The sequence below is a fragment of the Sphingobacteriales bacterium genome (genome assembly GCA_016711285.1).
In the GTDB taxonomy this organism is placed as follows: Bacteria; Bacteroidota; Bacteroidia; order Chitinophagales; family UBA2359; genus JADJTG01.
This window is the reverse complement of sequence record JADJTG010000012.1, coordinates 442,898-464,110: the sequence shown is the minus strand read 5'-3', so window position 1 is coordinate 464,110 and position 21,213 is coordinate 442,898. Positions and strand designations below refer to the sequence as shown.

At 40.9% G+C, this 21,213-nt stretch carries 15 protein-coding genes and 1 pseudogene; 6 read left to right on the top strand and 10 right to left on the bottom strand.

Annotated elements, in window-relative coordinates; translation table 11 throughout:
• Window positions 1-12: 12 nt before the first annotated feature.
• The 3 genes from IPL35_09000 to IPL35_08990 form a co-directional block, all read right to left on the bottom strand.
• Window positions 13-360: a DNA-directed RNA polymerase subunit omega gene (locus IPL35_09000; protein MBK8443530.1), complete on the bottom strand. Its 348-nt coding sequence runs from the start codon at window positions 358-360 to the stop codon at window positions 13-15.
• Window positions 357-1,205 (bottom strand): outer membrane protein assembly factor BamD, encoded by an 849-nt coding sequence (gene bamD / locus IPL35_08995; GenBank protein ID MBK8443529.1) that lies wholly within the window; start codon window positions 1,203-1,205, stop codon window positions 357-359. Before bamD ends, IPL35_09000 begins: the two co-directional genes overlap by 4 nt.
• Before the next feature lie 181 nt (window positions 1,206-1,386).
• Complete coding sequence (locus tag IPL35_08990) at window positions 1,387-3,081, bottom strand: hypothetical protein (protein MBK8443528.1); 1,695 nt, start codon at window positions 3,079-3,081, stop codon at window positions 1,387-1,389.
• 681 nt (window positions 3,082-3,762) lie between these two features.
• On the opposite strand from IPL35_08990, the gene IPL35_08985 reads away from it, so the two are divergent.
• Entirely contained in the window at window positions 3,763-6,057 is a 2,295-nt protein-coding gene (locus tag IPL35_08985; protein MBK8443527.1) for a hypothetical protein, read from the top strand.
• 202 nt (window positions 6,058-6,259) lie between these two features.
• Here the strand turns inward: IPL35_08985 and IPL35_08980 are convergent, their stop codons facing one another.
• Window positions 6,260-6,511 carry a hypothetical protein gene (locus tag IPL35_08980; protein ID MBK8443526.1) on the bottom strand — a complete coding sequence of 84 codons (252 nt, stop codon included), beginning with the start codon at window positions 6,509-6,511 and terminating at the stop codon, window positions 6,260-6,262.
• Between the two features lie 209 nt (window positions 6,512-6,720).
• A complete protein-coding gene (locus IPL35_08975) occupies window positions 6,721-8,040 on the bottom strand; it encodes a 2-oxo acid dehydrogenase subunit E2 (GenBank protein ID MBK8443525.1) in 1,320 nt (439 codons plus the stop codon).
• Window positions 8,041-8,222: 182 nt separating this feature from the next.
• On the opposite strand from IPL35_08975, the gene IPL35_08970 reads away from it, so the two are divergent.
• From IPL35_08970 to IPL35_08960, 3 genes are all read left to right on the top strand, one after another.
• Window positions 8,223-11,264: a CotH kinase family protein gene (locus IPL35_08970; protein ID MBK8443524.1), complete on the top strand. Its 3,042-nt coding sequence runs from the start codon at window positions 8,223-8,225 to the stop codon at window positions 11,262-11,264.
• Window positions 11,265-11,355: 91 nt separating this feature from the next.
• Entirely contained in the window at window positions 11,356-12,738 is a 1,383-nt protein-coding gene (locus tag IPL35_08965) for a hypothetical protein (protein MBK8443523.1), read from the top strand.
• 186 nt (window positions 12,739-12,924) lie between these two features.
• Window positions 12,925-14,703, top strand: a complete 1,779-nt coding sequence (locus IPL35_08960) for a DUF885 domain-containing protein (protein ID MBK8443522.1) — start codon at window positions 12,925-12,927, stop codon at window positions 14,701-14,703.
• 33 nt (window positions 14,704-14,736) lie between these two features.
• Here the strand turns inward: IPL35_08960 and IPL35_08955 are convergent, their stop codons facing one another.
• Window positions 14,737-15,285, bottom strand: coding sequence for a DUF2480 family protein (locus IPL35_08955; GenBank protein ID MBK8443521.1), 549 nt, complete (start codon window positions 15,283-15,285; stop codon window positions 14,737-14,739).
• A 512-nt stretch (window positions 15,286-15,797) separates the two neighbouring features.
• Window positions 15,798-17,486 carry a multicopper oxidase domain-containing protein gene (locus IPL35_08950; GenBank protein ID MBK8443520.1) on the bottom strand — a complete coding sequence of 563 codons (1,689 nt, stop codon included), beginning with the start codon at window positions 17,484-17,486 and terminating at the stop codon, window positions 15,798-15,800.
• A gap of 134 nt (window positions 17,487-17,620) precedes the next feature.
• Here IPL35_08950 and IPL35_08945 point away from each other — a divergent pair.
• Window positions 17,621-18,313, top strand: a pseudogene (locus IPL35_08945) (IS1 family transposase).
• Window positions 18,314-18,460: 147 nt separating this feature from the next.
• Here the strand turns inward: IPL35_08945 and IPL35_08940 are convergent.
• The 3 genes from IPL35_08940 to IPL35_08930 form a co-directional block, all read right to left on the bottom strand.
• Window positions 18,461-19,312 carry a transketolase gene (locus IPL35_08940; protein ID MBK8443519.1) on the bottom strand — a complete coding sequence of 284 codons (852 nt, stop codon included), beginning with the start codon at window positions 19,310-19,312 and terminating at the stop codon, window positions 18,461-18,463.
• A 163-nt stretch (window positions 19,313-19,475) separates the two neighbouring features.
• Window positions 19,476-19,685, bottom strand: a complete 210-nt coding sequence (locus IPL35_08935) for a PH domain-containing protein (protein MBK8443518.1) — start codon at window positions 19,683-19,685, stop codon at window positions 19,476-19,478.
• On the bottom strand, window positions 19,645-19,947 hold the full coding sequence (locus tag IPL35_08930; GenBank protein ID MBK8443517.1) for a hypothetical protein: 303 nt from the start codon (window positions 19,945-19,947) through the stop codon (window positions 19,645-19,647). Before IPL35_08930 ends, IPL35_08935 begins: the two co-directional genes overlap by 41 nt.
• 183 nt (window positions 19,948-20,130) lie before the next feature.
• Between IPL35_08930 and porQ the strand changes: the two genes are divergently transcribed.
• Complete coding sequence (gene porQ / locus IPL35_08925; protein ID MBK8443516.1) at window positions 20,131-21,180, top strand: type IX secretion system protein PorQ; 1,050 nt, start codon at window positions 20,131-20,133, stop codon at window positions 21,178-21,180.
• The last annotated feature ends 33 nt before the right edge of the window (window positions 21,181-21,213 follow it).

Here is a 21,213-nt window from a genome sequence, read left to right as displayed (position 1 = left end):
GCCAAAACATTTTTATGCGTTTTCAGGCAGTTTCTCTTCGGTATAGCGGAAGAAAACACGATTTTCGTTATATTCTTTAAATGCTACCAAAGTTGGGTGCGGCAAACGCTCGTAGTGGCGCGATATTTCTATTTGTTCGCGGTTTTCGTGTACTTCTTCAAGGTCGTCGTTGTGGTTGGCAAATTCGCGCAATTTGGCGTGCAACTCTTCTTTAATACCGACACTCACTTGGTTGGCGCGTCTGCCCATAATAGCGATAGCCTCGTACAAGTTGCCCGATTTTTTTTCTATTTCTGCCAGATTGCGTGTTTGCAAAGTAGGGGCAGGAGCCAAAGGTTTCAGTTTTTTATTGTTGCTCATATTTTTTTATCGTTGTTATTATTTGAGTTGTTGTTATTTTGTTTGGCAATACGGTCTAAAGCCAGCAAAGCATCTTGATACATTTTTTCTGCTTCGCGCAAATAGCTGCTTTGGGGAAAATGTTCCAAAAACTCCATATAAGTAGAAGTTGTTTTTTGATAACGTTCTTCTTGTTTGGAAGGGATACTTTTTTCTGCGAGCAGATAATAAGATTTTACGATTAAATACTCAATTTTTTCGCGGCGTTGCGTTTCGGGAAAATCACGCAATAAATTATTGAAAGCATTGATAGCTGCTTTGTAGTCGCGCATTTTGTAATATAAATATGCGCTTTGATAAGACTTGTTTTCTAATTTGGCACGCAACTCGTCCAAAAGCTGATTACATTCGGTGATGCGGCTGCTTTCGGGGTAGGCGTTGGCGAAATTCTGAAAAGCCTCTATCGCTTTGATGGTGTTTTCTTGCTCCAAATTTACATCGGGCGACAATTTATAGTTGCAATAGGCAATCATAAAGCGGGCATCTTCGGCACGCTCGCTGCGGGGATAATTATCTATAAAATTTTTAAAATAAAATGCTGCTAAGATATAATCACCCTGTGCATAATAGCAGTAGGGATAAAAATAGTATAAATCTTCTACATTTTTAGTTCCTTTATACACTCCTATCAACTCTTCAAACAAAGGGACGGCTTTGTTGTAGTCGCCTTTGTTGTAGTATTCTTTGGCTTTTGAAAACTTCAGCTCATAATCTTGACTTTTGAGCAATTTTTGATAGGAACTGCACGAAAACAAGGTAGAAAGTGCCAGGCACAAAAAGGCTATTAAAAAAATCTTTTTACTCATAATCAAACAGGGTGCAAAGATAGATTAATTTTATGGTATGGCGGTGTTTTTGCGCATAAGCATCTTTATAAAAACCGCTTTAAACGTGCTTTTTATATTTTTTTAGCACATTTTTGTCTGAAAATAAATTTTCAACAACGCAAACCGCATCTACTTTATTATAAATTCTTGCTTTTTTTGATTAATTTAAGCAGCCTTTGAGCATTTCTAAGGTGATTAAATAGGTGGGTTTTACACCATCTAATCCCAAACTGCCCGAAGCCAAGGTGCTGCCGGTTTCGAGCGGATTATCTGAAGCGTAGTAAGCATAGCGCAATTTTACATCGCTGCGAATATTGTGGCGTATTTTGGCTGCTACCTGTATGGCTTTTTGATAATGAGCTCCTTCCATTTCCAAGCCTATCGCCTGCCACGATGATTTGATAAAATAGGTAAGAATATCTTTATTTTGTAAAGAAGTTCCCAGCACACTGATCATATTGCCCTGATACACTCCCAAGCCGCTGTCTTTGAAATGCTCTTTGGTGAGTTCATTTTCGAATGGATAATTATCGGTAGTACCTTCAAAAATATGTGCGGTGGGTATCATAATATCTCCTTTACCGCCTTCGAGAATACCCGCTTTGCCCATAATATTTACGGAGGCTACATTGAGGTATTGTTTTTCTTCGCCCACCCAATAGGGTTTGAGCAGTTCGTCCATAGTCTCGTAGGCTTGCTCTCCGAAGGCATAATCCATTACCACAATTACGGGCAATTCTTCTTTGTTTTTGTCTTTCTTTTTCCACATCAGTTCATCGGGCAGGTTTTTGGCATCTAAAAGAGCCGTATCAAAAATTTGTACGCCGATATTTGTTCCGCTGGTATCGCTGAGTTGTATCATACCGTGTTTGAGGGCATATTCTTCTACGTTGTTGCGGAGTTCGCTGCTGCTGTCCATACTCAATATTTCAGCAAATTTTTCTAAATTATCGTATTTTAATTTATTTGCTAAGGCGGGTTTTGCATAGAAGCAGTTCATCACACTGTGCAAATTGGCACTGATAATATGAAGCGGGCGCTGAAAAAGCTGGCGGTCGTAGAGGGCTTTTTTGATGTTGTTTGCCCATTGCTCACCATATACGTGGTGTCCTAAATTTTCGCGCAGGGCAGACGAAAAAGAGATTTCGCGGTCGTTTTGATGAAAAAATTCGTCCATACTCAATTTTCCTAACCAATAGGTTATTTCAAAAAGGCTGTTTACTTCCGGCGACTTCGAAAAGCGGCTGTAGGCGCGTACAATTTCGCTGAATGTACGCCCCAAAATGGTATTGAGATAAGTGAAGCCTACTTCTGTATTAATTTCTTTGCCGTTGGACAGGTCATTGACCATATTTTCGAGCATCAGCCACGCTTTATTTTTTCGTCCTTTGGAGTCGATACTGTTGCGGCGTATCTTTTCGGCTTCTATGTACATAAATGTAAGGTGCGTGAGAATATCGTAAATATCGCTGCCGCCGCGTGTCATTTCAATAAACATTTGTTCTTCATCAACCCGATAGCAGTTGCGTTTGCGGCGCGGCGGAATGTGGGTTTCAAAGTGCGCACTTTCGTAGCCCTCGCGCGAGATGAGTTTGATGTAGCGGCACTGTTCAATTCCTTGTGGGAGGCGTTGAAAAATATAGAGCAGCCCGTCCAATTCTACCTTTTCAGGGTCGGCGATTGTGCCGTAAATTTCGGGTTTGAGGGATAGCAAAGCGGCAATCATGGATTCGCCCGAAATGCCGAGCGGCTTATAACTACCTCTGAAAAACAAGTGTCGCATCGACACATACAATTTTTGAATGGCAGCACGAGAAATCTGTGCTTGTGTGAGTCGTTGATATGGTATTGACATATATTGAATATTTTTTAAAAAGTAAACATAAAACACAGGCAGAAAACAATGCCACAAAATGAGTGCCTTATGATATAAAGATGTTTCAAAGATAAGGTTTAGAACAATATACAGTTATTTTTAGCTGTATTTCTATTTTTGTATTTATAAAGTATTAGGAAGTATTTAATGATTTTATAATGCTTTAAATGAAAAAATGGTTTAATTTTTGATGTATATTATTGTATTTTGAATAAAACACACGGGGTTTATTATATAAAATAAAACATATATGCTTTATTTAAATGTAAATATTTTTTATATAAAAATCTTAATCAACAGCATTTTATAAAACAAAAAATAAAATATATACAAAAAAACAACGTAACAACAAATTTCCTTTGTATGGCTGTGTTGCTGACGTATAAAATGTATCCTGTGTTGATTATTATACAATTCTTTATTTTTGATAGAGTTGTATCGCTTATATAATATCCAGAAAAGAGGCGGGTTTAAATATATTTTTCATTATTTTGATTTGTGTAGATGCAGGGATTTTATATTTGCCGAGATATAGCAAGTTGTATGATATATCAAGATTTTAAGATTGTGTACATCAAACTTGCAGCTACACTGACAAAAAACACATTGTCTTATTCAAAATATCGTGAACTGAAATATTTAACAAATTTTGCTATTGGTATGAAACAATTACATTTAAAGAGAATTTACTTTATACTATTGTATGTGTTTTTCGGAATGGATACTTTCCATATACAGGCACAGCAAACATTTAATTGGGTGCGTACTAATCCGGGTGGTGGAGGTGCTTTTAACGTAATAGAAGCCGGTTCCGGTGGTACTATTTTGGTCGGGAGCGATTTGAGCGGTGTGTATAAAAGTACCGACAATGGAAATTCTTTTATTCCTTTGGGCGAACAACACGGACTCACAATGGCGCATATTGGCGGTATTGGTTTTGACCCCGACAATGATAACATTTTTTTTGTAGGTACGGTAAGCGGACTATACAAAACCTCAGACGGCGGCACTACCTTTAGTAAAGTCATCAGCACCGGATATATCAGCGATATTTGGGTGTCAGAAACTTCTTCCAATATTGTGTATGCAGCCTGGCACGCAAGTTATACCACTACCGATGCCCAAATTTATAAAAGCACTGACGGCGGCACTACTTTTTCTAAAGTCAGTAACTTACCCACAAATGCCAACCTTCGCATTATTAAATTCATTGGCGACCCTCAAAACAGCAATACTTTTTATTTTATCAGCGGAAAAAGCAGAAATGCCTGTGGTGTGGCAAAATTATATAAAACCACCGATGGCGGGGTAAGTTTTAGCGACATTACTGTTGCTAATGTGCAAGTATTAGATGCCGACATAGACCCGCTCAATACTTCTATTTTGTATTTGAGCACCTACAACGGCACTTGCGATTATACCAACCTTTTAGGCTCTTTTTATAAAAGCACCGATGGCGGCGCAACGTGGAATTTACAATCCAACCGAACCGGAGCTATTTTTGTAAAAAAGGACAATCCTGCCATTATCCGAAGAATAGACCCGCGCCTGACCAACAGCTGGACTCCCGAAGCCGGCACTTGGGAAAGCACTGACGGCGGTGTTTCTTGGTCACATACGGGCATTATTGCCGCCCGTACAGCCAACACTACCTGGGATACCGGTTATTTAAAAGATGTCAATGGAGTTTCTTCAGGGTTAGATGTACTATGGGGCTACTCTATTGGTTTTGAAGGATTTATTAAAGCTATGGGTACAGATATGTCTAATCCCGACGTTATTCTGTGGGCAGATACGCAATATGCTTTTCGTTCAGATGACGGCGGAGTATCATTTAATAATTTATTTACTAAAAAATTGGCAAATAATAACTGGCAATCTACCGGATTGGATAATATCAATATTGTAGATGTTGAAATCAATAAAGGGGATAATAACATTATATATGCCGGCTATTTTGATATAGGTTTTTGGCGCAGTTTAGATGGTGGTATCAGTTGGCAATCCGGCAATGCCGCCGACTACACAGGCGGTTGGAACGGCTACGGCGGCAATGTTGCGAGCATCGTTTCTGACCCTCAAAGAACCAATGTCGTATGGACTACGATGTCGGAGCATCAAATGGGGGAGTCGCCCACCTATTTACTCCGAAGCAATAATTTTGGCGAAAAAAGCAGTTGGATATTATCTAATTCAGGATTGCCCACTCAAGAAGTAATGGGGCTTTCTTTGGACGAAAATAGTTTGAGTTCCAACAGAACGCTTTATGTTACAGCACAGGGTAAAGTATATAAAAGCAGCAATGACGGCACTTCGTGGCAACTCTTGAACAGTGGCTTGCCTGCTAATGGAATGAGATTTACGGCAGTTGATAAGTTCAATGGAAATATTGTATATGCCGGCGGTGGCAACGGCTTATATGCTTCGCTTGATGCCGGAACTACTTGGTCTGCCATCGGCAATACAGAAATAAATACGGGCGGCTCTGTAAGTTTCTGGCCTCAAACCAACGGACAAGGTGTATTTGATATTGTACCAGACCCACTCACTACGGGTGTGGTATATGTTACGGTATATGGTAACAACAAAGGATTATACAGGGGTACTTTATCGGGCAGCACCTGGACTTGGGAAAAACTCTATACAGATAATTTTATGCGCAAAGTAGCTATAAATCCTTCCAACCCACAACAAATAGCAGCTACTTCTTCATCTGCATTTACAGACGGTTGGTATCATCCGGCATCTAAAGGCATCATTTACTCTACAGATGGGTTTGCTACTTCGAGCATCGTAGATGAATTAGAGTGGCCCTTCGGTATGACCGCTGATATGACAGCAACAGAAATTTTTATCGGCAGTCCGGGTACAGGCATTCATAAAGCGGCACTTGCACTTTCGCCGCCCTGCCCAACAAACCGCTGTTTTAAAATTACAGCAACAAAAAGCAATTAATCTATACAAATATTTTTTTCGATGCCCCTGCAAATTATCTTGTATGGTGTGGGGACTTGTTGATTTCAAAATATTGCTTCTTTTGTAGTATTAAAATTTTTTATACTAATAATCCAAGTTGTAAGTCTGTAAAATAAAGAGTGTCAATTTCTTATAACTTTCTGATCATCAATACCAAAATTTGGCTTTGGAACAGTTTAATTTACACACCGCTCATAGGGCGTTTTAAATGATCGGGTAATGTAGCGTTCAAATTATCGCCATTAATACCACCTCCGTTTGCATTACTTTGCCCCAATAATATATACACCGACTTATAATTATGCTGGCTAATCAGATTATAGCCTATCGGGGCTAAATCAGCTAAAATGTCATATAAATTGCTCTTAGTACTATGTGAAATATTGTTTTTACGCATCAAATCCAAAATCTGAACTTTAGAATATGACAACATAACATCAAGCATTTTTTTCAATATTTGATTTTAGCAAAAGATAAAAAATTAAACGTATATCATTTATAACAAATATTTGCATTATTTCACCCAAATATACATAAGAAACCAATAGCGTTATTTTTTAAAAAAAATAACGCTATTGGTAAAAGATAAGAAATATCTTATTTTCTAAAATCGTGCTTTTATAACTTACAGTTCAGTTTTTTTTAAATCTTTCCTTCTCCTGTAAATTCTTCTAAGTAGTCGGCAACACGACGGAGAAACGAACCGCCCAACGCACCGTCCACAATGCGGTGGTCGTAAGAAAGCGACAAAAACATTTTTTGACGAATGGCAATTACATCACCGTATTTGGTTTCGAGAACAGCCGGCATTTTGCGCACCGCACCTACTGCCAAAATCGCCACTTGCGGCTGATTGATAATCGGCGTACCCATTATATTGCCAAAAGTACCCACATTGCTCAATGTAAAAGTGCCGTCCTGAATATCCGAAGGTGTGAGTTTGTTGTTGCGGGCTTTTTCCACCATCTCATTTAAAGCCTTTGCCAAACCCACCAGATTGTAGCGGTCGGCATTGCGCAGCACCGGCACAATTAAGTTGCCGCTCGGCAAAGCGGTTGCAATACCGATATTAATATCTTTTTTCTGAATAATATTGTAGCCGTCCACCGAACTGTTGATACGCGGAAAATCTTTGATGGCGCGTATTACTGCTTCTACAAAAATCGGCGTAAAAGTAAGGTTGGTATTTTCTCGTTTCCAAAATTCATTTTTCACTTTTTGCCGCCAGTTTACGATTTCCGTCACATCGGCTTCTACAAAACTCGTCACATGCGGCGAAGTGTGCTTACTCATCACCATGTGATCAGCGATGAGGCGGCGCATACGATCCATTTCTATAATTTCCACATTACCACCGGATATAGCAGAAGGCGCGGCAGGGGCAGTTTTGGGCGTTGGTGGAGCAACAACGGGAGTAGCAGCTATCGGCTCGGCAACAACAGGAACTGCGCTGCGCTGCGCTACATAATCCAAAATATCTTTTTTGGTGACACGATTATCCTTGCCGCTACCGGCGATATTTTCTAATTCAGCCATTCCTATTCCTTCTTCGCGGGCAATGTTGAGCACCAAAGGCGAATAAAAACGATTAGCAGTAGTATTGTTAGGAGCAAGAGGGGGAGTTGTCGGAGCGGCGGCAGCGATTGGAGTAGCAGGTGCGGCAACGGGGGCATTTACAGAAGGTGGAGCAACGGGAGCAACAGCAGGAGCAGCAGCACTGCTGCCTACGGCTATCAAAGCAATTACTTTATCTACCTCAACCACGGCACCTTCAGGATATTTAATTTCTTGTAGCACACCGGCAACAGGTGAAGGCACTTCGCTATCCACCTTATCGGTGGCAATTTCCAATATTGTTTCGTCTTGTTTGATACTGTCGCCCACCTTTTTTGTCCACTTTAAAATAGTGGCTTCCATAATGCTTTCGCCCATTTTAGGCATTACCAATTCAACTGCGCTCATAAAATGATATTTTTTGTATGGTTTGTTTGAAATTGACAAATATTTACCTGCAAATATAATGAACTTGTCGTAACATTACCATTCAATATTTAGCATAAGCTCTTATGTGTTTTATAAATAATTTAAATTTATAATTTATATTCTATTTTTATACAATAACCTTCGCAAGTATTATCCTTATCATGAAAAACAACCCTTACAATTTTTTTATTGTATTTACGGCTCTTTGTTTTTTATTGCCCTTGTGTGCCAATTCACAAATTGTAATCAATGAAGGAAGCAACAAAAACTACAGCCACTTAAGCGATGAATATCAGCAATATCCCGATTGGATAGAATTGTACAATATCGGCAACGAAGCTATTAATTTAGGCGGTTACGCACTCACTGACGATGATGAAGAACCGACCAAATGGATATTGCCCGATATAATATTACAGCCGAATGAATACAAAATTATTTTTTGCAGCGGTAAAAACCACTACGAAAGCCCGCCTTTTTCGGAAGTAGTGCATCAAGAAAATTTTTTGCCCGCACTTGGTTGGAATAACCACATTTTAAATACTCCTTTTTATTGGGACGGCACTTCTAATTTGATCATTAATACTTGCTCGTATGCCGAAGGTTATGTTTCCAATGCGGTATTCAATCAAAGTGCCACACCTTTTTATTCCACGATGTATTCTTTTGCAGATGGAAGTCCGGGTATCTGCTACACCCAAAATGGCGGTGTTGCAAAGTTGCGCCCCAACATACGCATCAATGACATTGTAATTGGCGAAGGCACAGAAAACAACAGCACCTCCACATATCCTGCTCCCTATGGCAATTGGTATTGGGCGGCGCATCATCAGTTGCTGGTGTTGGCAGAAGAACTCACCGCCGCCGGTATGAGTGCCGGGTATATTGATTCTTTGGCTTTTGATATTGTTTATACCGACCCCATTGAATATCAATGGTTTGATGTGAGTATGCTGCAAACTCAACAAGCCTCTTTTTCTGAGAATTATTTTTTTTCATTAGACGGACACACCCTGCACAGCAACTTTAAAATTGACAGCAAAGGAGAAAAAATTTACTTGTTTTCTCCCGAACAAACTTTGGTAAGTGTATTAGATGTAGAAGCAGAACAGTACGACATCAGCACAGGGCTTGTGCCGGACGGCAGCGACAGCACCACACTTTTGCAACCGCCCACCCCCGGAGCTTCCAACAACACAGCTTCAAGGTATGAAGCCTATGCACTGCCGCCCACTTTATCTAAAACGGCAGGTTTTTATGACGACACTTTTTGGATAAAATTATATCCGGCGCAGGAAGAACCCGATGCTCAAATTTATTACACTTTGAACGGCAGTTATCCCACTCCCGAAAATGCCATTTTGTACAACGGCGAATCTATTCACATTTATCAATCTTGCGTGTTGCGGGCGCGAAGTTTTGTAAGCGAAAAATTGCCAAGCCACGAAGCAGCAGCCTCTTATCTAATCAATGTGAGCCATACGACACCGATTTTGTCGGTGGCTACCGACCACAGCAATTTGTATGGCGAAAAAGGAATTTTTGATTTTTATGATATGGATTGGCTGCGGGCAGCTTATGTAGAATATTTTGACAACAGCAATACGCCTATCTTCTCACAAGCGGCAGGTATAAAAGTAGATGGCGGTGCAGGAGGTAGTCGTGCGCAACCGCAACATTCGTTTCGTGTGGAGTTGGCAAATGGTGTAGTAGGCGGCGACAAAGTGGAATATCCTCTCATTCCGAATCGCCCCAATCGCAGCACTTACAGCGACTTATATTTTCGCAACGGCAGCAACCAATATTTATTGTTGCCTCACAAAGATGCCGCCCAAACAGAAATGATGGCAAACAGCACTCACAACTATTATTCGGCGTGGCGACCAGTTTCAATATATATCAACGGTCAATATTTCGGATTATACGAATTGCGCGAAAAATTTAACGAAGAGATGTTTAAAACCTTGGAAGATGCCAAAGGCAGCGAAATTGATATTTTATCGTTGAGTTTTTATAATGGCGGCGTGTTGCGTGCCGTAAGCGGCTCTACCGAAGATTTTTGGAACGATTATGAAGAATTTTTGAGCCTCAATACCGCTGATACTGCCTATTGGGAGCAAGCAGACCCTTATTTTGACTTACAATATTACACTGATTACATCATTGCGGAATCGTGGATAGGCAACATAGACTGGCCTCAAAACAACATCAAATTATACCGCTCCGACCAAAGCGATTATCGCTGGCGTTTTTGTTTGATAGACTTAGAATTATCGTTGCAACCCAATGGCTGGACAGACTGCAACAGCGATATGGTACGCTATCTACTCGACCAGTCGCCTGATAATCCATATATCAATATCTGGAAACGAAGCATTGAAAACGAGACCTATCGTCACTATTTTATCAACCGCTATGCAGATATAATGAATACGGTTTACACTGCCGAACGACTACAAACCGTAGAAAACAGTATGTTTGAGCAAACATTGCTTGAAATGCCGAATGAATTTCAGCGTTGGGGAGAAGGACCCTTGAACCTATATTCACAAATGAGCAATTATTACAATAATCATTTACTGTTTCAGCAGGAACTGGCTTGCCGCAGCGAACAAGTGAGAAACCACATTCAGAGCAATTTTGAGTTGCCGCGCCAAGTGCCGCTTACTTTAAATGTGATACCCGAAGGAGCAGGCAGTATTAAAATCAGTACCTTGCAGCCCTCTGAATATCCCTGGCAGGGTATTTATTTTGATGGGGTGCCGATAAAGATAGAAGCGGTTGCCAAGGAAGGATATTTTTTCAAAGAATGGCTATATAACGACATATTAGCCACACTTTCGGATTCGGTGTTCTATGGCAATCTCACTGCCGATTCATTGAACTTTACCGCAGTTTTTGATTTGATAATGGGTGATGATACCGCACAACAGCAGCTTGTTCATCACAATAACAACGATATTTCCATATATCCTTCCATTGCGAGTGAGCAAATCGTGCTGGCAACAAAGGAAGCGTTTCCACCTCATATTCCGTATCACATCATCAACACGCAAGGCGAAGTAGTTTATACCAATTACTTGCGCAATGGGTACAATTCTATTGATATACGCGCTTTGCCCACAGGTATTTATGCCATTCAACTGCAAGCTACTGCCGATTTTATGCCCTCTGATACCTCATTGCGTTTTGTGAAGCAGTAAATATTCTTAAAATAACGCTACCTTGCTTAAAAATATCATTATATTTGTAAGATAAAATAACAACATAGTTTTTCATTTATCTGACATTGTTATGAAATTCTCAAAATATATTCAAAGCGGCGCATTGGCTGCGGTACTCTTTGCACTTGTTTCCTGCGAGCCAGAAATTGACCTCAACTCGGCTACTTCGGGCGGAGTGGATTTTTCTAAATATGTAGCTTTGGGCGACAGCTACGCCGCCGGATTTTCTGATGGAGCGGTTTTTTTGGAAGCTCAGGAAAATTCTTATCCCGCCATTATTGCCCGCCAACTCAAAATGGTGGGCTTAAGTGGTGAATTTAAACAACCGCTAATGCCCGCCGGCAACGGTTTGTCATCAAATCCTGATTTCGGAAAACAACAATTAGCATTAATAGACGGCTCTTTGCTCCCGTCATTTTTGCCAGTGGGCGACAACGTCAATCAATCGGTGGCATTGCAAGGACCTTTCCAAAATTTAGGTGTTCCGGGTGCTCGTTCTTTTCATTTGTCATTACCGCAATATGGTGTGCTCAATCCTTTCTACCAGCGTTTTTGTTCCAATCCGGGTGCAGTGAGTATTTTAGACGAAGCCAAAGCCCAGCAGCCCACCTTCTTTTCTATGTGGATTGGCGGAAATGACGTGTTAGGCTATGCTTTGGACGGCGGAGCCGACACACCGGGAAGTGAAATCACCACACCCGAAATTTTTGAAACCTCCGTGCGGCAGGTAATAGATGGTTTGCGCAGCACCAATGCCAACGTAAAAGGCGTAATCGGCAATATTCCCGACTTGAGCGTTGCCCCTTATTTCAATTTTATACAATCGCAAGTAGCCGGTACTGCCATTACCGCCGACCAAGCTGATTTGCTCAATGGATATTACGGTTTATTAACATTTAATCTGGGATTGAGCGAAGCACAAATCAATGAACTCAAAGGAAAAGGGTATTATCCGATATTTGCAGAAGGCACGGGCAACAAAATAGTCATTAAAGTACCTGTTACCGAAGATAATCCTTTGGGATTCAGAACCTTAAAATCCAATGAAAAAGTATTGTTATCGGCAGCCGCAGAGGGGCAATTTACCACAGAGTTGGCATTTTTGCCAAAAGATGATAAATATGTTTTGGACAGCGATGAGTTGCAAGCCATTGAAACAGCGCGTGTAGCTTATAATGCTATTTTGGAAGATGTAACCGCCGACTACGACCTTGCTTTTGCCGATATAGAAACATTTGTAGAGCCTTTTTTAGACGGAGAAACCATTGACGGCGTAAATTACAGCCCTACTTTTGTTCAAGGCAATTTATTCAGCTTAGACGGTATTCACCTCACACAGCGCGGCTATGCTTTTTTTGCCAATGAATACATCAAAGCCATCAATCAGCATTACAACAGCAATATTCCAGCAGCCGATTACAGCCAGTTGCCCACGGTATATTTTCCAAAATAACAAATAAAAAAAGGAGGTAGAGCAACTTCTGCCGATGCAGCAATACATTATTAATTAAATTTATTTTTTAAAAAAACAAAAAAACGCCACTTTTTGTGTTTTTGATATTTTGCAAATACCAAAAACAATTTAATTGATAGTGTATTTAATTTGTTTAAATCCAATATGTTTCTATATAAAAGAACAGTGATTATTTTTCGTTCACTCGGCTGCTGGTTGGTGTGGGGTGCAATGGCTGTAACAGGCGTAAAAGCACAGCAGAGCAGCCACGAAATGAATTTGTTTTTTGAAGATTATAAAAAGAATTTTTTAGATACTTATTGGTTTTTGAATCCGCAGGCTGCTTCGGAGCAGGGAATGACGGCTTACGATACCACTTTGTATATGCCCACTGTGCAGCAGTTGCAACAAAGTGCCAATTACTATAAATCTATTGCAGAAGATTTACATACTTTTCGCCCCGAACAGTTGCCGACGGCTTTGCGTATAGATTATCAAGAGATGGAAAATGCCCTGAACAAGCAGCTTTTTTATATAGAAACTTTAAAAGAACAGGAATGGAATCCTGATTATTACAACCCCACGGAGGCATTTACGGTTATTTTAAACAGCAATGCTCCCGATGATGAAAAGTTGTATAAAATCAATCATAAAATAGAGAAATTGACGGAGTATTTCAAAATACCGCGCGAAAATATCAAAACGCCGACTTTGGTACACGCACAGTGGGCAAATACACGCACCGAAGCACTGAAAAGTGTTTTTTACCACGATATACCCAATCTGCTCGAACGCTACCGCCAAGCCGGAGGGCAGGTTTTTTTTCGTGTGGATATTCCGGCTTTTGAGAAGCGTCTGGAAAAAGCACAACTTGCCGTTCAGAGTTTTATGCTGTATTTAAAAAACGATGCGCTGCCGCGTGCCGAACTCACCCCTTTTCCGAAAAGTTTTCGCTTGGGCGAACAACTGTATAAAGAAAAATTTGCCCTTGAACTCAATACACGCTATACACCCGAAGAACTATATTCCCGTGCTTTGGGTGAGAAAGATGCCATTCATCAAAGAGTAATAGGGCTAACGGCGCAACTGTGGGCAAAATACTTTCCCGACACCGTATTAGAATACACTTTAGCCCACAGCCGCCAATTATTGGATATATTGGCACAACAACACAGCAGCCCTGCCCAACTTGCTGCCGACCTCCAACAGAATATCACCCAACTGCAAAATTTCACACAACAACACAATCTGTTCAATATCGGCAAAACAGCACAACCCGTAGAAATACGCCCTATGCCCGCCTCGCTGTACCCAATGGCAGATTTGGCTTTTTTGTGGCGGTCGGGAGTTTATAGCCCGCAAGCAGAAGCCTTTTATTATGTGAAGCCCTTGCAGGAAATGCCCGCCGCCGAAAATATCTTGCGCAACTATAATCATTTTGCCATACAACTGCTCAATATACACGAAACCATACCCGGTTACTACACAAAAAATTTGTATGAACAGGAGCATAAAGATTTGATAAATCAGGTATTTGCAAGCCCGACCACCCATCAGGGCTGGGCAAACTATGCGGAGCGTATGATGCTCGAAGAAGGCTACGGAAATCAGTCTCCTGAACTGTGGCTCAATTATTACAAACGCAACTTAGGTATAGTATGCAATGCTTTGATGGATTATGGCGTGCATGTATTGGATTGGAATGAAGAAGAGGCGATCATGTTGCTCACGCAAGAGGCATTTCAGGACGAGGCGCAAGCCCGCCGACAATGGCAGCAAACACAACACAATGCCGTACAACTCGCCACCGCCTATGCCGGATTAAGCGAAATTTACGAATTGCGCGAGGAGATAAAAAGCATTTTAGGGGCAGATTTTAAGTTAAAAGATTTTCACGAACAATTTTTGGGTTATGGCAGTTTGCCGGTCAAAAATATCCGCGAGTTAATGCTCAATGGTGAATAAGAAAAACATCTTTACAGAAAAACCTGTTTTTGCTCAAATAGTTTTGGGTTTGGGCTTTTTATAAACAGGTACGGTAGAGCAAGGTTCGCCGTACATCAAAGAAGCCACATAAGGTTTGAGCAAATGAGTAATAGCTAAATAAGCAGCAGGCGACATTTTTTTTGCACCACAACCCTTTATCACGACTTTTTTATCCATCCATATTTCCAAATTCATCGCCTGCATCGCTTCAAGCAACAAAGCTGTCTCCACCTGTGCCTCATCGCCATAATGTACGCTTTTAGCAATATCCTGCGTATATGCCGCCACCAGCATATATGCCCACAAAGGAAGCAAAGCATCAACACTACAATGCACCGCCACATGAGTATTGGCATATTGTTGCCAATTATGAGCTTTGAGAGCATCGCGGAATTCCTGCTCCCGCAATACCAAACCTTTGAACAAAAAATCCTTCAAATCAATGACCGCAACGGGTAATCGGGGTAAAAAATCTTCTAAATTGAGCGTGATAATACCGCTCTGCGCCACACGATTGACAATAGGTTGCGCTTCGTTGTTGCTGGAAATAGGAGATGACATAGACAAAATGAATATTTTTTGTTTTCGGTTTGCTTTAAAATTCCTTGAGTTGAAGCATACTTTCGCCCCCGTTAGCCGGACAAATTGTTTATTTTATTTCTTGTTATCCAAGTCCGAAAGTTTGCCGTGTTATAAACAAATATTACTTCTTAATGTTTTGTGCTGAGATTATATCTTTTAGCTTTTGAAATATCCGCTCCTTGTCTATTTCTTCGAGATGGCTACGAAAATCGCCGCCTCTATTATCCCTAAGCAAACCATCAAGTCCCTGCGATTTCCACCTATTTATCGAACGCAGAGAAACTCCCGACTTGATGGCGAGAATATGATTGTGGTGGATACCGCTTTGGATATTCATCAACATCTTTATTGTTGAAATACTGTTCCTTTTGGCTTTTTTATGCAGCTGTTTTAGGTACTCTGCTGACTCTTTTATGATAAGTTCTATGGGTAATGACAGATGATTACTTTACTATAAAAACTGTGTCAAATAGATGTCTTAATGGTATTATTTAGTTAATTTTCAGTATTTTTGTTGAGAAATATTGTTGATTAGATTTAATCTTTACATAATAATTACCTGCTGTCATACCTTTTAAGGACAAGTTAGCAGTTTTTTCATTACTAGTAGTTGAATATACTACACGCCCAATTGAATTATATATAGTCAATTCATCCATCTGGTTGTGGTCATTCAATTGAACAGTAAATTCCTCAAAAGTTGGATTTGGAGAAACGGTAATATTATTACTCGCCTCAATGGTTTCAATACCTGTTGTTGAATTATTTATAATAAACTGTCCCATCATGCCATTATCTTCATGACTTAGAATATGGCAATGGTACATATATGGCATCGTTGGGTCTGCAAAGTCTTCGTATTTTATTATCAAACTAACACTACCGTTCATTGGCGGGACAGTAACAACATCTTTTCTTCCCTGCAAATTAACGGGAGGGCTTGCTCCATCTACGCTAAGTACATAAAACGAATTGCCATGAATATGAAAAGGGTGCGGCATCATAGATTGATTGGTAATATTCCAAATTTCCACATTATCTTTTTGTGTAGTGAAGTTAATCGTGTTTTCGTTGTATTTCACACCATTCATCAAAAAATTGGTCATACTCATCATGGGGCTGGCAGTAATAGCAATAGTACGAGTAGAGGCACCCACTTGTGACCAGGGGGTATTATTTACCAGAGCAGGAGGAATAGTCGTAATTGGGTTTGGTGTTTGTGCAACAACGTTTATTTTTAATAAATTGAAATTTGTATTATCCAATGGACCGAGTTGCATCATTCCCATCATGTCAGGCGGACCACCCGGATAGCCAGCAGGAAGTTGTGTGCCAAATTGTTTGATATAGAAACTACTACCTTCCTGCCCCGAAAAATCCACTAAAATTTCGGCTCTTTCGCCCGAACCTAACATTAAACGGTTCATAGTTAATGGAGCATTCAACAAACCTGCATCTGAGCCAATCTGCTGAAAATTGCGGTTGTCATCAAAACCAAACATAAAAAAGCGGTGGCTTGAGGCGTTAAGCAGACGTAATCGAACAACTTGGGCTGGCACTTCTAAATACGGTTGAATTTTGCCGTTCACAAAAATTTCATTATCCAATTCGTCATCCATTACAATTTGTTTGGTTGTGGCATCAACAGTCAAAAACTGAAACACCAATGGGAAATCATCAATACCATAAGTGCGGGGCAGTGAAAGAGCCGCTTCTTGAGCATCTTGTACGATAATCATACCTGCTGCTCCTTTGACTACCTGCTTCATTGTTTTACCATGTAGATGCGGATGATACCAATAGGTTGAGGCTTTGTCCATTACTGTAAATGAAGGTGACCAAGTTGCCCCATCCATAATGAGGTTGTGTGGGCCTCCATCGTTAGCAGGGCTAACGTGCAGCCCATGCCAATGTGTAGTGGTTGTGTCCCCCAGCATATTCATCACATCAATCGTGACATTTTGCCCACTTTGCAATACAAGTGTCGGTCCAAGATGGCTGCCATTGTAACCTATTGTACTGGTATTGAAACCTGAGTAAAACGATTTAGTGCCATTTTGCAGCATCAAACTGATATTGCCACCCGATACAGTTGGTGGCACGTATAAAGGACTTGTGAATTGCGCTTGTGTTGATATAGCCCCAAACATAAGTGCTACTGATAAAAATAAATGCTTCATTTTATTTAAAAATTGGATACTCATTAAGAATGTATACTGGTGATTTTTGCAAAAAGTTGTCATATTGACAACTCAAAAGGGCAAAACCAACTTAAATTAGTATGTCTGAAATACTGGTTCAAGTGGTTTGAACTCATTGTGAGGATACAAATGTAAAAAAAAATGGCAAAAAAGCCAATGGTACTCAAAATTTCTATTGTTATGGGTGCAGAAAACAATTACAATTTGCCTACAAATACAAAGGAGCAGATCCCCGTATTAAACGGCAGGTTCGCTGTATGACCTTCAATGGCAGTGGTATCAGAGATATTCAAAGGGTCTGTGGAATAAGCATCGCGGGCATCTTATTGATTTTGCGCAAGTGGTTCAGACAAATAGAAGAGCCTATTGTTCAAGGGCATTTTAAGAAAGTCCAAATTGATGAAATGTGGACTTTTGTCAAACATCGCAAACAAGGCAAACGCTGGCTTTGGTATGCTTATGACGCAGATTCTGGTCAAATTTTAGCTTTTTACATCGGAAAACGCAATAATTCGGCTTGCAAAGCTCTGATGAGAAAACTCGCTCATTTACAAATTGATTCCTACCGAACCGATGATTGGAAGTCTTATAAAAAGTACATTGCTCCTCAAAAGCATATTATCGCAAAGGCTAAAACTACCCATATTGAAAGGCGCAACCGAGATTTCAGAACACATTTAAAAAGGCTCTGCCGCCAAACCGTTTGCTTTTCTAAGAAAGATGATATGCGCTACGGTATCATTAAAACTTATATTTTTCTTAGAAACAAGTTCCGTACCCCTCTAAATATTCAGCATACATTTTAAATCACTACCTAATCTATAATAAAAACTGTACCCAATAGATGTTTTAATGGTATAATAATAACGATGATGTTCAATAAAAAAAGCGACTATCCTTATTTTTCGGGCAGCCGCTTTTTTGCTATAATTTTTTTCAGAAAATACAGATTTCTAATAATCACCGAGTGTTTCGGGCAATTGTGCCAAAGCATGCTCCAACTGTTCGGCGTTGGGCGGCGAGCCATGCCATTTGTGGCTGTTTTCCATAAAATCTACCCCTTTGCCCATAATGGTTTTCATCAGTATCATAATGGGTTTTCCTTTACCGCAGAGGCGTTTGGCGCGGCGCAGGGCAGCTACTACCGCCGACATATCGTTGCCGTCTTCCAGCACCAATACCCGCCACCCGAAGGCTTTCCATTTTGCTTCCAAATCGCCCAAATCCATCACTTCGCGTGTAGGTCCGTCAATTTGCTGACCGTTCCAATCCACTGTAGCAATCAAATTATCCACCTGATGATGTGCCGCAAACATCGCCGCTTCCCAAATCTGCCCCTCTTGTAATTCGCCGTCACCACAGAGCGCATACACCGTGCGGTCGTCCGCATGGAGGCGTTTGGAGAGTGCCGCACCGATAGCCACCGACAAACCCTGCCCCAAAGAACCCGAAGCTACACGCACACCTGGCAGATGCTCGTGGGTGGTGGGGTGTCCTTGCAGGCGCGAGTTGAGGCGGCGAAATGTAGCCAACTCCGACACCGGAAAAAAACCGCTGCGAGCCAAAACACTATAAAAAACCGGACTGATATGACCGTTGGATAAAAAGAATATATCTTCGCCTTTGCCGTCCATAGCGAATTTTTTGTTTTTGTATTTCATAATACTGAAATACAAAGCCGTGAGGTATTCGGTGCAGCCCAAAGAGCCGCCCGGATGCCCGCTTTGTACGGCAAAAACCATTCGCATAATATCGCGGCGTACTTGCGAAGCTATATTTTGTAATTCGGGAAGCGATGTTGCCATGCTATGTTTGTATATAATAATGTAGCGTTGTTAGAAAAAATATCTTTTAATAAATGAGGTTATTTTCATTTATACAGCGGCTCAAAGGTATAAAAAATGGTATAAAAAAGCAGTATAACTATATTTTTTAAGAAAAAAACAAGCACATTACAGTTCTTGATGATTATTTCAAATCTACTTCGCGCACGCCTTTGGCAGCACGCAGCCGCTCTACATGATAGCGAATGTGGTCGCGCAGTGTTTCGGCTTCGCTGATGGCGTATAAGGTGATAGAAGGCAGGCTTTTATCCGAACTCACCAATACTATATTTGCCAAATGAAAAATACGCAACTCAAAAGGCTCTTCTACTGTATAGTCTTTTACACGATACAACTCCAGCTCTTGCGTAACGCGCGAAAAAAATACCGCTTTTGATAAGAATACGCTCATTGGTGATGATATAATTGGTGGTTTCGAGTTCGTACCATTTCCATAAAGCATACAATACCGGAAATACCAACCACGATAACAGCAAACAGCCCACAAATATTTTCATGTTGGCGTTTTGGGAAGGATTGCCTTGCCACACCAATTTTTCATCGTAATTAAAAACAGGTTCTTCGGATTTTACAGGTTCAATACTTTCATTACTCATCTTTTAAACAAAAAAATATAAGAGATATTGGTGTATATTTACGGCAACAAAAACCCAAAATTAGCAGTATTTTATGAGCAGTTAAACACGAAATTATAAAAATATTATCGGCATTGCAACTATTTTACTGCAAATACATCTTTCTTTTCTTTACAGCATTATTATTATTTTTCTGATATTTTGATGAATCGGTATTTTTTTGTTTGTATAGCGGCTCTGTTTTGGAGTGCCGGTACTGTGGCGCAGGTTATCGGCGGCAACAGCACTTTTGAGTTTTTAAGGCTGTCTCCTTCGGCGCAGGTGGCGGCGTTGGGCGGCATACAAACGGCTGCCGTTGCTTCTCATTATACACAGGCGGCGGCGTGGTTTCAAAATCCGGCATTGCTCGCCCACAGCCCTCAGCGCAATGCGCTCGCTTTTCACTGGACTCCCTTTGTGGCGGATATTCATTATGGAAACGTAAATTACGCCCACCGCTTAGATAGCTTACACGCCACTATTGGCGGCGGTGTACAATATATCAGCTACGGCGAATTTACGGCTACCGAAACCAACGGGCAAATCAACGGAACTTTTAAAGGACAGGAGGTGTGCGTGGCACTTAGTGCCGCCAAGCAGTGGCGAGAACATTGGAATATCGGCATTAATATCAAAACAATTTTTTCGGGAATAGAAAGTTATAACGCCAATGGGGTGGCTGCCGATGTGGGCGTGGCATACCGCGATAGCAGTGGTCGATTTGTGGTGGCTTTGCTGGCAAAAAATGTGGGCACACAAATAAAAACTTACAACGGCACACACGAGCCGCTTCCTTTGGATATTTCATTGGGAATGGCAAAACGCCTCAAACATGTTCCTTTTTCTTTTTTCCTCACCGCCCACCACTTGCAGCAATGGGATATTCGCTACAACGACCCCAACGCCGCCGACAACAACGCCATTATCAACGAAGATAGCGGCGACACCCAAAAATCATATTTCGGCGACAAACTCCTGCGGCATTTTGTGGCAGGCGGCGAGTTGCATTTGGGAAAAAATTTGAGCGTGCGCTTGGGCTATAATCACCTGCGCAAAAAAGAACTCAAACTCGCCAATGTGCGCTCGCTCAACGGATTTACGATGGGAGTGGGCATCGGAGTGCGTCGCTTTCGCTTAGATTATGCCTTTGTGCGCTACCATCAGGCGGCTGCCAGCAATCATTTATCTTTGGCTTTTCCTTTGGGTGCTTGGTGATGAAATTCGTTTTTTTTTGCCGGATAAAAAAAT